This window comes from Vicinamibacteria bacterium (assembly GCA_035570235.1).
In the GTDB taxonomy this organism is placed as follows: Bacteria; Acidobacteriota; Vicinamibacteria; order Fen-336; family Fen-336; genus DATMML01.
Genome location: DATMML010000023.1, coordinates 1 through 14,700 on the forward strand (window position 1 = coordinate 1; position 14,700 = coordinate 14,700).

The window sequence follows — 14,700 nt, forward strand, 5'->3', positions numbered from 1 at the left end:
GAGACTCGCTTTGGAGCCGCTGCCCCTGGACGCTCCGGACCTTCATGCCTGGCGAGGGTTGAGATCGGCCGTGCTGGAGCTTCCACTGGGCGGCGACCAGGATCGGATCGCTCTGTTTCGCGGCATGTCTCACGGCCTGCCTGTCGTCAATGGCTATAGCGGCTATGAGCCTCCTCACTACGCGGGGCTCCGCCTGGCTCTCAAGGCGCGCGCGGATGACACCTTGACGCGGCTGACTTCCCGAGGGCCCCTGCTCGTGATCATTGAGCGCGACCGTGATCGGCGCGGTGGCTGGAGGCGGTATGTGCTCCGGCACGCCGGCGCCCGTGTGCTCCGCGATGGCCGCCTGGGCATCTACCTGCTATCCGCCACTCCGCCGGCGTCGGTTGATCGCCCAGGCTCAGCGTCAGTGAGTCCCGAGCTCCCGGCCGGCAGGCCTTGGCGCGCTCCGCTGGCTCTCGTCTGGCCCGAGCGGGCGTGGAACGCCGCGACGACCTCGGGACTCTGGATGGGTTCTCTCTGCAAACGAGACCCGGGCGGCCCCCCTAGAGGTATGGGCGCTGCGGACGCCGTCGTGCGATTGGGAGAGGGCGTGGGGGCGAGCCACATGTTCGCAGGCGCAGGCCCTTTGGGCTCACTTGATCCTTTCACCCCCGCTCAGGCCGATTCGCTCTCCGAGGTTCATTAGAGCTGAGTGGTCGGCCACCGAGAGAACGAATGGAAACCCAAGTGCCTCTCCCTGGACGACTTTGCCGGTCGCCACCGCCTGCTGGAGTGAGGGCTCCAGCCGGACGCCCACGCCGTTCGCAGGGCAGCCCAAAGGGCCATTCGACTCACAGGGGGGGTAAAGCAAGAAGCAAGAAGCGTCGGAAGCGCCCGCGATTGAGCAGCCTCCTGGATCGGCCAGCGCGACTCCATCTCCGTCGATCAGAAAACGTAAGGATAGTTGCCGAATCGCGGTCAGCGGCAGAGGGAGCGCCTTGAGGACCAGACGTGCCGGCGCCCCCTTAGGTTCCTGTGGGAGGCCGGTGTAAGGATCCCGGTGGGCCCGTCCGGGGAAAAAGGCCTGAAAGACGAGGGTCACCCGTGGCGGTTTTCCATCCGGACCGTCGGGGATGAGGCGAAGCAGACCTCGGTCGTCTGGAACAAATCCCAGTAGAGCCTTCTGACGTGGCGCGTCTGCTGATCCAGCGCCCAACCGTCCCCGGGTGCCTGGAGCAACAGGACCGCCATTGGCAACGAGGCCAACACCATCTCCACTCCTTCCTTCTGCTCCACATACAACGATCCCCGCTTTTTACAGAGATTTCAATATCATGCCGCTTGCTCGCTCGGAAGCCACACCTCGGGATGATGACCCTCGCGACAGAGATGAATTCACCGATTCCCAACGCAACGAGTCGAGGCGGCGCCAGGGGAAACTGGCCTCCCGCTTGACGGCCGTGGGGGGCGGCGCCTAAGTTCTGAATGGAACGTGAGGCTTGGGCCCACGAGGGAGGGAAGATGAAGCGTGTGCTGGCGAGGCTCCTGATCTTGGCGGCTTTCGTGCTTCTGGCGCGGTCCAGCGGAGCCGACGGACCTTCAATCGCCGCGGGCGTCGGCACGGTCACGCCTACGAATGTCAACTCGACACTCTGGGTTACCGGGAGCGTTCGCTTTCCCATCGGGAGATTCTTCGCCATCGAGCCGGAGGTGGGCTACTGGTCCAAGAGCGAGGAAGTCTTCACCGTCCAGACGTCTCTCGACGATCTCAACTTCGGCGCCACCGCTCTGATCCTGATCCCGCTCGACCGCATCACGATTTTCTTCGGGGCCGGTGGCTGTGCCCACCACATTCAAGGCAGGGTCGGAGTGACCGGTCTCGGTTCAGCCTCGGACTCCACGACCAAGGGTGGCTACCAGGTTCTGGGCGGGATAGATCTCAGGGTTGGGCACAGCTTGAGCCTTTTCGGCGCGGCCCGCTACGATGGTGTGAAGCTCGACAACGGCGAGAAGCTCGACCAGACTAAGTTCTACGGGGGCTTGCGCCTGCGGCTCTAGTTAGCAGGACGGGGGAAGGCCAACGCATCCCGACCTGCAGTAGCGGTCGCCCCAGGGGCCTCTTGGCCGCGACCTCAACCTCGAGGCGCAGGGGAGGAAAGAAAAAGCGCCGCGTTCCAGGGAGGTGAGCCGCGTCACTGGCAAGCGAATCCGGGCCGGAGATATGCTCTGACTCAGGCATGCCTACCCCCGTGTGTCGCCGGTTCCGGCCTTGGATCAAGGTCCTGCTCGCGGTCGTGCCGCCGCTTCTCCTCGGTGGGTGCGGGGAGAGCTCGGCCAACCAAGCCACGCGCGAGCCGTGTTTGGGACGCGTCCTGGACAAGATCGCCCACCCCATGGTTCCCCTCGCCCAGCCACGCCCGGGGGAGAGTTACCGCGACCCCGCTTTCGGGACCATCGTGACCCGCATCACGGCCGCGAACCCCGCGGAGGGCGAGAACGCCGTCATCAAGCCTATGTATTCCACGATGCCCGCCTGGAATGCGGACGAGTCCCTCCTCTTGCTCTGGCACCGCGTCCGAGGCCACGAACTCTACCAGGGGGACGAGCCCTACCACTTCCTCCGCGGCTTGGCCCTCCGCTCGCCCTCCGACATCGAACAGGTGCTCTGGGACCCCACGGATCCGAACGTTCTCTACTACCCCTCCAACTACAACGCTGTGCCCTTGCTGATCGAGCACCGGGTGCAGCCGGTGGATGGCTGGCGGGTGATTCATGACTTCCGCTCCCCCCCAACCAATTGCCCGGTGGACTGGGCCCGGGTCTTGAGGCTCGGCTCCGATCCACAGTGGATGAGCTGGGGCCCCCGGAAGATCCTGGGTCTGCAATGCGGGGACACGAAATTCCTCTACAGCATCAGCGAAGACGCGGTGCTGGCCGTGGGCCGGGCTCCCAGCTCCAACGCCCCCGTGGTCGCGCCCTCCGAGACCCTAGCCGTCCTGGATGGATATGTCTTCAACATGAGTCTCCTGCCCCTGCGCCGCCTTGTGATGGCGAACCCCTACGAACACGCGAGCGCGGGCCGCTCTCTCCAAGGCTACGATACCTGGAACGCAGTGGCCTTCGATGGCGAGGACATCGGATCGCTCGTCTCTCACCGCCTCGACACGGGCGAGCGGAGGGTTGTGATTGGACCTGCGAACGGCTACCCCTATCCGCCCTCATCAACCCACCTCTCGGCCGTGGCTCAGAAAGCCCCGGGTTGGGTGGCCCTCGGGATCGTCGGCAACCACACGGGTCAGACCCTGCTCGACAACGAGATTGTCCTCGCCAACGTCGACACGGGTCAGGTGTGCCGTGTGGCCCACGCCCGAACCTTCGCGGGGTCGACCGCAGAGGGTCGCTGGGGCTACTGGAGCGAGACCCACCCCGCCCTCAGCCCGACCGCCACTCGGATCGTCTTCGGGAGCGACTGGATGAACGGCCTCACCGTGGACAGCTACGTGGTGGACCTTCGGAAGCCCTGAGGGGTCCGGGCCGCCGCCCCTCCCCGCCCGCCGCCTCGGAATCGGCTCCGGGGGGAGTCATGGGCCGTCCCGGGGGACCGACCGACCGGGAGCTCGGACGAGGGTCCCCCCGGTGCCCGCGAGCCCCCCGCAGCGCACGAGCCGCGACGACTCGAACGAGGGAGAGGCTGATGGGGCGTGGCCTTTCGCTTCAGATCACGGCCGTCAAGGCCGCCGCAGCTCGCACCAAAGCTCTTCCGTGATCTTTAGGGAGACGCGCACCTTGCCCCCCCGACGTGTCATGTGCAGATCCCCGACCTTCTCGAAGCCGCTCTTACGAACTCCCTTGAGGGATGCGAAGTTCGTGCACTCCACAGTCAGGAAGAGACGCCGCTTCCCCTCCGCGGCAAGGCGGCGGTGGAGCTCGAGGGCCCGCGCTGCCTGGTACCCGAGCCCCCGGTACTCGGGGTTGGTGTAGGACCAGTACTGATAGGCGGTGTCGTCAGGGAGGCTGAGGTAGACGCCGTCCATCACGAAGACGAGGGGCGAGCGCGCGACCCAGGTGTAGCCCACGAGCGCGTCCCCGTCCGACTGGACCAGACACCGTTCCCCCTGTCTCGCCGCTTCCATGTGCCTCGGTGTCCAGACCCCCGCGCGGCAGCCGTCGGCAATCTCGTCCGGGGTGGCGAACCGAAAATGATGTCGACGCGCCTCTGCGGCCGAAGGGGGGAGGGGTCGAGGTGTGGTCAGCCCGAACAGGTCATGCCGCCACGAATGACGCCGAAGGGCCGACCTGATCAGGATCGCCGCCGCTCTCCATCCGTGTTGCCGCCGGGCGGCCCCGATGTTGGCAAAGGCGGCACGGAGGCTCATGGGGAGCTCGCTCCTAAGCCCAGGCCCCCCTGGGCATCAGGAGGCGTTCCCCCGGGCAAGGCCGATGTTGCGGCCGCGCAGACGGCGTCGCAAACGGTCGATCCCCGGAAGCGATAAGGAAAGGTAAGGCGTATTCTCCATGAAAAGGCGGAGAGCTCGTCGCCGTCGGCGGCGTCGGCTCTCCCTGCCGAGGAGGCGCGCCAGCGCCGGCTCACCCTGCAGGCTCCGAGCGAGGTTAAGGAGTTCGTCCAGGTATTCGTCGTAGTCGGTGCGGAGGGCACGGAGGAGACGGGCCCGAGGCGCCTCCGGGAAGGTGCGGGCCTCGGACCGCACGCCGAGGAGCTCGAGGGCGAGCATCGTGCGCGCGCATTTGCGGCACCGGCCGCAGTTGGCGGGCCCACCGGCATTCTCAAGGCAGACGCGCAAATAGCGAAGGGCCAGGGGAGAGCGTGCGACCAGGCTCGATAGCTTGTCCACGCGAGTCGCTTCCGCGCCATGATGGAGAATCTCGAGTTGCTCCGTCGACCAGAGTTCGTCGAGCAGAGGGTGGGAGCCCTGCGGAACCAGCTGGGCGTAGGAGTTAGAGGAGGGTACTAGAAGCCGGCCCACGACCCCCGACAAGGGCAAGGTGGTGGCGGCCACCGCCGCGCCAAGGTATTGGAGCTCATAGTTGAGGGAGAAACGGCTTCGAAGATTGGTCTCTCCGGCAATCAGGGTGAGGCCCGCCTCATGCGCAACCTCCTGAGCCCGTTGCTGAGACTCCGCCACTCCCCTCGACATCTCCAGAGGCTGCTCGAGACCCTTGAGAAAAACGAGGTGCGTGAGGCGGGGGACGTCGGAGGCCGGGCCGGCCAGCGAGCGGAGGAGGGTATAGAAGGAGTCGACGCCGCCGGAGAAGAGGGCGGCGACGCCCGAGGCCGTGGCCGAGGCCTGCCTCTCGCGGGGCCGGGCCGTGACCCGGACCCGACGGAAATCCGGGTTCCAGCAAAGCAAGATGTCTTGGATTCGTCCCAGCCGACTGAGCAAGCGGGGAGAGACGGGGGGAACGAACTGGAGATCTTCTCCGCCCTTAAGGCACGGGACGAGTAGGGCGGGCAGGAAGGGATCCGCGGACTCCGTGAGAGAGCTCCGGAACCCAGCGGGAAAGGCGAAGAAGACCTCCTCGGTAGCAGTCGCCCGATCTCGTTGGACGGTTCCCACGAGCCGCACCTCGTCCGGGGAAACATCCACTCTCGTCGCGAGGAGCTTCATCCGCCTCCGAGGCTGCGGTACCGACCCTCCCAGGCCCTCGAGGAAGGTACGCCGGCGGGTGCGACCGGTCAAATCTCACTACGCTCAACTCTCGCCGCGCTCACCGCGCACAGATCCTGTGCGATCGAACCTAACTTTCCCTGGTCGAGCGCGGTCCGCTAACGGGGCGAGGGTCGGATGTACCTCCGATCGGGCGTGTGAGAGCGCTATTCGAGAGCGGACGGAGCCAGGGTCCTCGTCCCGAGGGGTTGGCGTACGGGGGTTAGCGAGGCTGTGGTAGGATTCGCGCCTTCGCAAGCCCTGGAGCCGCGGCACCAGGAGAGCTGCGCCGGCCTCGGGGGCCGCGGTCGCCAGGAGGCTGACCTTGCCAGATCACCTGATCGAGCCGCATGGCGGCGAGTTGATCAATCTGCGGGCAGACGAGAAGCGTCGAACGGAGCTCAGGACGGCTTCCCGAGATTGGCTGGGCTGGGACCTCACCCCGAGGCAGCTGTGCGATCTGGAGCTGCTGGTGAGCGGAGGTTTCTCTCCGCTCCAAGGATTCATGGGGCGGAAGGACTACGAGGCGGTACGGGACCGGATGCGCCTCTGCAGTGGCAAACTCTGGCCCATCCCCATCGTGCTCGACCTGCCGGAGAGCGTTGCCCGGGAGGTGCGCCCGGGCTCCCCCCTGGCCCTGCGAGACCCGGAAGGGGTGATGCTCGCGGCTCTCCACGTCGAGGAAAGCTGGCAACCGGACCGAGAGGCGGAAGCCCAAGCGGTTTACGGCACGACGAACCGTGATCATCCCGGGGTAGCACACTTGCTGGACCAGACCCACTCCTTCTACGTGGGGGGGCGAGTCGAAGGCGTGGAAATGCCCCATCACTACGACTTTTGCGCCCTGCGCCTGACGCCTGCGGATCTGAGGGCGGAGTTCCTGCGGCTGGGATGGCGGCGGGTCGTCGCGTTCCAAACGCGGAACCCCATGCACCGCGCGCACTTCGAGTTGACCCTGCGGGCCACGCGCGAAGTCGGGGCCAACCTCCTCATCCATCCCTCCGTTGGCCTGACCAAGCCCGGTGACCTCGACCACTACATCCGGGTGCGTTGCTATCAGGCGCTCCTGCCGCACTACCCCTACAATGCGGTCAAGCTCTCTCTCCTGCCGCTCGCCATGCGGATGGCGGGCCCGCGCGAAGCCCTCTGGCACGCCATCATCCGCAAGAACCACGGCTGCACGCACCTGATCGTCGGGCGCGACCACGCCGGGCCCGGCTCCGATTCGAGCGGGCGCCCCTTCTACGGGCCCTACGCGGCTCAGGAGCTGCTGAGGGAGCACGAAAAGGAGTTGGGCGTGGGCATGGTCCCTTTTCGGGTGCTGGAGTACGTGGCGGATCTGGATGCCTACGTCCCCCAAGATGAGATCGGGAGCCGACCGTCCTTGAGCATTTCGGGGACGGAGCTGCGTCGGCGGCTCAACGAGGGAGCGGAGATCCCCCGGTGGTTTACATTCCCGGGAGTCGCAGCCGAGCTACGCCGAACGCATCCGCCCCGGCGTCAGCAGGGCTTCTGCGTATTCTTCACCGGGCTGTCCGGAGCGGGTAAGTCCACCATCGCCAACGTGCTGCGGGTGAAGCTCCTCGAGATGGGAGGCCGGCCCGTCACCCTGCTCGACGGCGACGTCGTGCGGAAACACCTGTCCTCGGAGCTCGGATTCTCAAAGGCCCATCGCGACTTGAACATCCTGCGCATCGGGTTCGTGGCCTCGGAGATTACGAAGAACGGTGGCATCGCCATCTGTGCGCCCATCGCTCCCTACGACTCGGTGCGGAAGCAGGTGCGAGAGATGATCCAGCCGGTGGGCGGCTTCGTGCTCGTGCATGTCGCCACCGCCATAGAGGTGTGCGAAGGGCGAGACCGAAAGGGCATGTATGCCAAGGCGCGAGCCGGCATCATCAAGGAGTTCACGGGGGTCTCGGATCCCTACGAAGCCCCCGCCGACGCTGACCTCGTGATCGACACCGCGAGCGTCGATCCCGGGGAGGCGGCACAAGAGATCCTGCTCTGCTTGGAGCGCCAGGGATTTATCGCCTCCCTTGAGCCCGAAGGGGCAACCTCGTGAGGACGTAGCCATGGGTCCGACCGGGAAGAGAGCGTGATTCCCACCTTCTTCATCGTAGGTGCTCCGCGGTGCGGCACGAGTTCGCTCTATCTCTACCTAGATGCACACCCCCAGATCTTCATGTCCAAGCCGAAGGAGCCGCACCACTTCGGGTCCGACCTGGACCTGCGGCCGAGGCCGTACGCGGACCGCGAAGCCTATCTGAAGCTGTTCGATGGCGCGGGCAAGGTCTCTCACGCGGGAGAGGCCTCCGTCCTCTACTTGTACTCCCGGACTGCTCCCGAAGAGATCCTCGCTCTAAATCCGGCGGCAAGGATCATCATCATGCTCCGGGATCCCGTGGAAATGATCTGCTCCCTCCATCTGCACAATCTACTCCTCAACTACGAGGACATCGGGGACCTGGAGCAGGCGCTGGAAGCGGAATCAGACCGGCGGGAGGGCCGACGGATTCCCCCCACCTGCATCCCGCCCCTGTCTCTCCAGTACACGACGGTGGCGAAGTACGCGGACCACGTCGTACGTTACCAAGAGGCCTTCGGGCGAGATCGCGTCCTCTGCGTGCTCTTCGATGATCTTTGCGCGGAACCGGAAAGCATCTACGAGCAGGCCCTGTCCTTCCTCGGACTGGAGGGGAGCGGGCGGCCCGAGTTCAAGGCTCACAATCAGGGGCTGAGCTGGCGGAGCCAGCGGGCAGCCCAAGTGCTGCTGCCCGCCTACTCTCGCTGTTACGGGCTCGCGAGCAAATTGCCGACGAAGCTCCTCCGCTTGTCGGCGCTCGGGATGGTCGGTACGCTCTTCTACCTGCCCTTAAAGCTGAACCTCAGGCCGGCCCCGACTCCACCCCTGGGCATCGAACGGCGGAGAGTGCTGCGGGAGGGGTTCCGCGAGGATGTCGAGCGGCTGGCGGACCTCCTGGGCCGCGACCTGTCGAAATGGTTGCGCCCAGAGGGCTAAGACCGGCCTCCCCGTGACTTCACCCCGGCGGGGACCGCAGTTCCGGCGCGCGGCCCGGTGCAGGCAAATGCGCCCCGCGAGGCGATCCCGGTGACGAGCAAGCCTTAGGCTCCCCCCCTTAACGCCCGACGGTTCCTATGCAAGCGGGGTCGTGAGGGCGGAAAGACGCGCCGCGCGGGGCCGGCTCAGCGGCGTGCGTAGGTCGCCTCGATCACCTTCACGGGCCCCCGACCCGGGAGGTCGAAGTACACCGTGAGGACGTGACGATCGGGGCTCTCGACTTTCAGTAGCTCGCGATAGACGAGGATCGCTCCCGTCACCTCGTCTCGCTCTTTACCGCTCAGGATGAACGAGCGGGTCGCGGGGTCATAAGTTCCCCAGGGCTGTAAGTAATGGGTCCCGAGATTGTTCAGGCCGAGAGCGAAGAACTTCTGCTGCTGGCTGTCGAACCCATAGATGGTCGCCTGCTCGATCTGCGAAAGCTCCTCGCCGAGGGCCGCCTCGCAATGCAGGAAGCGCCCTCCGAGGATCCAGTGGTTCTCGCTCGTTCCGGTCAAACGGGTGGGCGCACGGCCCGCGCTCTGCCACGAGACGGTTACGGTCCAGCTCCCTTCGAGTGGTTCGAGCCAGCGGTGCTCGGGGCCGGGGCGGCTGACTGCGATGTGGCGGCTGATCTCATCCTCCAGCCGGGGCTCGGGGGAGGCGACGGCGGCGGGGGGGGTCCGCTCGGGGGGGCCTCCTGCCAGCGCCGGAGGGGGACCCGCTCCCGTGGCGAGGACGAGGGCGAGGACTCCGGTAGTGCCGGGCGTCGGCAGTCTCATGGGCTCCTCCTGTGCCGGTAAAGCTAACACAGCCTCGACGGTTCGGGCGAGGAGGATTGAAGAGCGGAATGCGCCCACGGTAGAATGCGCGCACCGGGAGAGAGTGGACTTGAAGTGGGTGCGGCGCATCGTAGCCGTGGTAGTCGGCTTGCCGGCTTTGGCCCTAGTTGCGCTTTTCCTGGCTGGCCAGCGCCCCGGGGCTGGGCGCAACATGGAGCGGGTGGCGATCGTCAAGCCTCCGAGCGAGGTCTTTCGCCACTTGGAGGAGGAAGAGCTCCTCAAGAAATGGACCCGTCTTGCCGAAATAAAGCGGCTTACGGAGGGCGGGCTCCGGCGAGGTACGCGGTGGCGCATGGTGGCGGAAGCCCGCGGTCAGCGTACGCAGGTCGAGGGAGAGGTCACGGCGGTGGAGAGGGGCCAATACCTCGCGCTCCTCCTCAAGAGCCTGCCGGGGGCGCCCATTGGATTCACCCAGACCGTGGAGTATCGGCTGGAGGGGCGGGACGGTGGCACCCGTCTCACCGTAACCGCCGACACCCACTACGAAGGCCTCCTCCCGAGGCTCTTCGAGCCCCTCATTACCCGGGCCGCTCAGACTCAGATGGAGCAGAACCTTGAGCGGCTCCGCCAGCAGGTAGAGACCCAATCGGCCGCGCTCCCCGGACCCCCGGAACGTCGCTCTCCCCGCGAATAAGACGGCTGGCCTTAAGAAAAAGCAAACCGTTCTTTCGCCGAGTCATGTTTTTCCGTTGACAAGCCTGCTCTTATAGACTAAAAAGGCAAATCTAAACTGTTTTGATTCGCGCTTGGCCCGGGTTGTTCTGATGCACCCCCCTCCAGGTGATCCCACGCCTCAGGGTTCCATGGGCGGCGCGAAAGTGAGGGGTATCGTCGATCTCGCTTAGACACGATTACAGCTAAACGCCCGTCTCTAGGAACAAAAGAGGGGCTGTTGGGGGATCGGATTGGCAGCCGGTCCCAACAGCCCCGGGCCAGAGGGGAGGGGGTATCGGTGTATCGAACCGAACCCCAGACCAGGGCCTTGTTCATTGTATACACAAAACTAGGTCCCTTTCTCAACTTTCTGTAAATGAAGGAAGAGGTTGGACGAAAGAACATGCAGTCTGCCCATAAGGCGGAATCGCTGAGGGAACCGGCGCCGTCGACAGGTGGCGGCGGCCTCTGGGTGGCCCGGCTGCGGCAACGCCAAGGCGTAGAGATGCGTCTCTTCTGTTTTCCTTACGCAGGCGGGGCCGCCTCCGCCTACCGAGGCTGGGCGGAGGCGCTGCCCTCTGCGGTCGAGGTGTGCCCGGTCCAGCTCCCCGGCCGCGGCTCTCGCTTTCTGGAGCCCCCTTTGCGTCGGGTCGGTGACCTCGTGCCCGCGATCGCCGATGGGCTCCGTCCCCTGCTGGACATGCCCTTCGCCCTTTTCGGGCACAGCATGGGCGCGCTCGTTGCGTTCGAGCTGGCGCGCGAGTTGCGGCGCCGAGCCCTGGCAGGCCCCGTCCTGCTCGCCGTATCAGGCCACCACGCTCCTCACTGGCCGGACCCGGAGCCCCCGTTCGCCCACCTGCCCGACCCCGAGTTCCTGGCCGAGGTCTGCAACCGCTACGACGGAATCCCGCCCGAGGTTCTTGCCGAGAAGGAGTTGCTGGACCTCATGCTTCCCGTGCTCCGGGCCGACATCCAGGCCCTCGAGAGTTATGCCTACGCCGCGGACACGCCCCTCGACTGCGCGTTCTCCTGCTTCGGCGGAGAGGACGATCCGCACGTCTCGCGGGCAGAGCTCGAGGCCTGGCGGGATCAGACGCGCGGGACCTGTACGGTACGCACGTTCCCCGGGCGCCATTTCTTCATTGAAACCTCCAGGGGTGCGGTCTTGCAGGCGCTCCGCCAGGGCTTGGAAGCGCGAACGACGGCAGGGCGGGAGCTCCCGTGAGGCTTCTCTGGGACGCCGCGCCTCATCCGGCCGGGCTTTGTCCGGGCGAAGTCCACGTCTGGGCGGCCTGCTTGGACGAGCCACGCGAAGGAGCTCTCCAGCGCTTGCTGTCGCCGGACGAGCAGGCGCGGGCCACCCGTTTCCGTTTCCCCCGCGATCGACGTCGCTTTGTCGTCGGCCGGGGACTCTTGCGTGGCCTGCTGGGGCGATATCTGGGCGTCGATCCGGGAACGCTTTGTTTCAACTACGGATCCCGGGGCAAGCCGTCGCTGGCGGGGGGGGAGCGCCACCTGAGCTTTAACGTTACCCACTCGGGGGCCCTCGCCCTTCTCGCCTTCGCGCGCGACCGGGAGCTGGGGGTGGATCTTGAGTGCGAGCGCCCCCTCCCCGACGCCGAGGAGATCGCCCAGCGGTACTTTTCGCCGCAGGAGGGGACCACGCTGGGCCGGCTCCCGCGGCGGGAGCGGGAGCCCGCGTTCTTCCGCTGCTGGACACGCAAGGAGGCTTTCATCAAGGCCACGGGCGACGGCCTGTCGCGGCCCCTGGACGGTTTCGACGTCACGTTCGCTCCAGGTGTGCCGGCTCGCTTGCTCCGCGTCGAGGGCGAGCCGGGCGCGACCGAACGCTGGTGGCTGGAGGAGCTGAAGCCCGCGGAGGGCTTCGTGGCGGCCCTGGCCGTGGAGGGCCGTCCGGACGAGGTCAAGTGTTGGAGCTGGATGGAGTTCGGGGAGGAAAGTGATGGACAACGAAGAGAAGGAAGACGAGACGACTTACAAGGTGGTTGTGAATCACGAGGAGCAGTACTCGATCTGGCCGGCGGGGCGGGAAAACCCTCTCGGCTGGCGCGATGCGGGTAGGACGGGCCCGAAAGCCGATTGCCTGAGCTACATCAAGGAGGTCTGGGTCGATATGAGACCTCTTAGCCTCCGCCAGAGGATGGAGCCGGCGAGTCGGGGGCAATAGCCGCCATGACAGAGGAGATAACGGCCGAGTTACGACCGAAGCCGCACAAGGCTTTGGTGCGAAACGGTGCGACTGCCCCCCAAGGGACGGAGACGCTGGAGATCGTCCCGGACGATGTTCAGCGATGGACAGCTCGGCGGCGAATCGCCCTGGTGCTCGGGATCTTGAAAGGGGAGATGTCGGTCGAAGAGGGGGCCCGCCGGCACGGACTCACCCCGAGCGAGATCGAGGACTGGAGGGAACGCATGCTGGCCGCGGCGCACAACGCCCTCCGTTCCAAGCCGCGGGACGAGGAGGCCATCCGAGAGGAGCAGTTCCGGAGACTCAAGCAGAAGGTGGGCGAGCTCGTACTGGAGGTCGACACTCTCAAGGAGGCGCTGCGCAACGCGCGTTCCGCGAGCATGGACACGAACGACGATTGAGGGCTGGCAAGGGGGTCGGCCCATAAGGACACAGCGCGGACCGGCGAGCCTAGGGCGAGCCGGGGCCGCGGGCTAAGGAATGGACTCACTGACTCGCAGTTCGACGGACCTGGACCGCCTTCTGGCCGAGCTGTCGCGCTTGGGCGTGACGATCTCCGCGGAGGGAGATCGCCTCATTCTCCGCGGGCGGGAGGGGGCCATCGCTCCCGCCCTCCGCGAGACGGTGGCGAGACACAAGCCAGCTCTCCTCGAGAGACTGAGAAGGGACAAGGACGACCGCCTCCTCTCTCTAGCCCAAGAAGGTTTGTGGTTCCTGGAGGAGATGGGGCGCGCCGGGAGCGCGTATCACTGCTCCGTCATCCTGCATCTGCAGGGCGTTCTTGATGCGGCGGCGCTCCGACGCAGCCTGACTGAGATCGTGCGCCGCCACGAACCATTGCGCACAGTCTTTCGGGCTGGGGAGGGGGGGCCGCGCCACTCCGTCCAACCACCCTATGAGGTCGACTTAGCGGAGCACGATCTTAGAGAGCTTCCTCCCGAGGAGCAGCGGCGGTTCGGCCTCGAGCTCGCTCGAGCAGCTCACCGTCTCCCCTTTGACCTTGCGCGGGGACCGCTGCTCCGAGGCCAGCTCTTCCAGATCGGGGCGCACGAGCATGCCCTCGCCCTCTTCGTACACCACCTTGTCTTCGACGCTTGGTCAGGGGGGGTGCTGTGCGCTGAGTTGGCGGCACTCTATCCTGCTTTCGCGGCGGGAGCGGCCTCTCCGTTGCCCCCGCTGCCCGCCCGCTACGCCGACTTCGTCGTCCACGAGCAGGCCCTGCTACGGGGACCGCGAGGCTCGGAGCTGCGCGACTTCTGGCGGCATCGGCTAGAGGGCATGGAAGCGGCGGAGCTGCCGACAGACCACCCTTGCCCCGCCAACCCCACCTTCCGTGCTGCCCGGGAGACCCTGACTCTTCCCCCCACGCTCGTGGGGGGGCTCCGCGCCTTGAGCCAGCATGAGGGTGCCACCCTCTTCATGGTGTTGCTGGCCGGATTCAAGGCGCTCGTCCACCGCTATACCGGGAAGAGCGACGTGGTGGTGGCGACGCCCAGTGCGAACCGCGGGCGGGCCGAGTTCGAGGGTTTGATCGGCTACTTTGTCAACACCCTTGTCTTGCGAACGACGGTAACGGGTGGGCTCTCGTTCCGGGAGCTCCTGGCCCGCGTCCGGGCCTCGGCTGTCGCGGCCTACGAGCACGAGGAGCTGCCGTTCGCGAGCCTCGTGGAGGGCCTGCAGCCGCGTCGAGACTCGAGCCGCCATCAGGTCTTCCAAGTGCTCTTCAACATGCTCTCCGTCGACTCGAGGCCCATCGAGGTCCCGGGGCTTCGTTTGACCCCTACGGAGCTGGGGGCGGAGATAGCGGGATTCGACCTGACTGTCCACGCCGTGGAGGCCGGAGGGCTCCTGGTCGTCAGCCTCAACTTCAACCCCGACGTGTTTGAGGCCACGACCGTACGGGAGATGCTCGGCCACTACCGAGACATTCTGGAGGCCGTCGGCATCGACCCCGGCCGAAGGCTCGCGCAGCTTCCGCCTTCCCGCGCGCTTCCCGGTCCGGCCGCCCGGGCAGGGGAGAGCCCGCGAACCCCCACGCCCCTGGTGACACAACCGGCAGGGGGGCTCAGCGAGCCGAGCTTCCTCTGGCCCGCGGAGACGAGCTTCCTCCCGCCCACGGGTGTCCGAGACGATAGTCCGTACCCCCGGGAGGCGACGGTAACGGAGCTTTTTGAGGGGCAAGTGGAGCGGACGCCGGATGAGTTGGCGGTGGTGTTTGGGGAGGAGCGGCTGACGTATCGGGAGCTGAACGCCCGCGCGAACCGGCTGGCGCACCGGCTGCGTGGC

At 66.3% G+C, this 14,700-nt stretch carries 14 protein-coding genes; 10 read left to right on the plus strand and 4 right to left on the minus strand.

Annotated features, from left to right (window positions below; genetic code table 11):
* The coding region (locus VN461_03970; GenBank protein ID HXB53915.1) for a hypothetical protein at positions 1–316 on the minus strand (316 nt) is incomplete at its 3' end.
* A gap of 1,187 nt (positions 317–1,503) precedes the next feature.
* Here VN461_03970 and VN461_03975 point away from each other — a divergent pair.
* On the plus strand, positions 1,504–2,040 hold the full coding sequence (locus VN461_03975) for a hypothetical protein (GenBank protein ID HXB53916.1): 537 nt from the start codon (positions 1,504–1,506) through the stop codon (positions 2,038–2,040).
* A gap of 179 nt (positions 2,041–2,219) precedes the next feature.
* A complete protein-coding gene (locus tag VN461_03980) occupies positions 2,220–3,506 on the plus strand; it encodes a hypothetical protein (GenBank protein ID HXB53917.1) in 1,287 nt (428 codons plus the stop codon).
* A gap of 204 nt (positions 3,507–3,710) precedes the next feature.
* Here the strand turns inward: VN461_03980 and VN461_03985 are convergent, their stop codons facing one another.
* A complete protein-coding gene (locus VN461_03985; GenBank protein HXB53918.1) occupies positions 3,711–4,358 on the minus strand; it encodes a GNAT family N-acetyltransferase in 648 nt (215 codons plus the stop codon).
* Between the two features lie 36 nt (positions 4,359–4,394).
* The gene (locus VN461_03990) at positions 4,395–5,609 is read right to left on the minus strand and encodes a hypothetical protein (protein ID HXB53919.1); all 1,215 of its coding nucleotides are present in this window, start codon (positions 5,607–5,609) and stop codon (positions 4,395–4,397) included.
* A 364-nt stretch (positions 5,610–5,973) separates the two neighbouring features.
* Here VN461_03990 and VN461_03995 point away from each other — a divergent pair, with 364 nt between their 5' ends.
* Together VN461_03995 and VN461_04000 are read left to right on the plus strand one after the other, a co-directional pair.
* Complete coding sequence (locus VN461_03995; protein ID HXB53920.1) at positions 5,974–7,713, plus strand: bifunctional sulfate adenylyltransferase/adenylylsulfate kinase; 1,740 nt, start codon at positions 5,974–5,976, stop codon at positions 7,711–7,713.
* Between the two features lie 33 nt (positions 7,714–7,746).
* Positions 7,747–8,670 carry a sulfotransferase gene (locus tag VN461_04000; GenBank protein HXB53921.1) on the plus strand — a complete coding sequence of 308 codons (924 nt, stop codon included), beginning with the start codon at positions 7,747–7,749 and terminating at the stop codon, positions 8,668–8,670.
* A 185-nt stretch (positions 8,671–8,855) separates the two neighbouring features.
* On the opposite strand, the gene VN461_04005 is transcribed toward VN461_04000, so the two are convergent.
* Positions 8,856–9,491 (minus strand): DUF1579 family protein, encoded by a 636-nt coding sequence (locus VN461_04005; protein ID HXB53922.1) that lies wholly within the window; start codon positions 9,489–9,491, stop codon positions 8,856–8,858.
* 118 nt (positions 9,492–9,609) lie between these two features.
* Here VN461_04005 and VN461_04010 point away from each other — a divergent pair, with 118 nt between their 5' ends.
* The 6 genes from VN461_04010 to VN461_04035 all read left to right on the plus strand — a co-directional run.
* Positions 9,610–10,185 (plus strand): SRPBCC family protein, encoded by a 576-nt coding sequence (locus tag VN461_04010; protein HXB53923.1) that lies wholly within the window; start codon positions 9,610–9,612, stop codon positions 10,183–10,185.
* Between the two features lie 525 nt (positions 10,186–10,710).
* Entirely contained in the window at positions 10,711–11,430 is a 720-nt protein-coding gene (locus VN461_04015) for an alpha/beta fold hydrolase (GenBank protein ID HXB53924.1), read from the plus strand.
* Positions 11,427–12,287 (plus strand): 4'-phosphopantetheinyl transferase superfamily protein, encoded by an 861-nt coding sequence (locus tag VN461_04020; protein HXB53925.1) that lies wholly within the window; start codon positions 11,427–11,429, stop codon positions 12,285–12,287. Before VN461_04015 ends, VN461_04020 begins: the two co-directional genes overlap by 4 nt.
* The gene (locus VN461_04025) at positions 12,214–12,393 is read left to right on the plus strand and encodes an MbtH family NRPS accessory protein (GenBank protein HXB53926.1); all 180 of its coding nucleotides are present in this window, start codon (positions 12,214–12,216) and stop codon (positions 12,391–12,393) included. Before VN461_04020 ends, VN461_04025 begins: the two co-directional genes overlap by 74 nt.
* A gap of 56 nt (positions 12,394–12,449) precedes the next feature.
* The gene (locus VN461_04030; GenBank protein ID HXB53927.1) at positions 12,450–12,815 is read left to right on the plus strand and encodes a DUF1153 domain-containing protein; all 366 of its coding nucleotides are present in this window, start codon (positions 12,450–12,452) and stop codon (positions 12,813–12,815) included.
* 79 nt (positions 12,816–12,894) lie between these two features.
* A partial coding sequence (locus VN461_04035; GenBank protein ID HXB53928.1) for a condensation domain-containing protein occupies positions 12,895–14,700 on the plus strand: 1,806 nt, incomplete at its 3' end.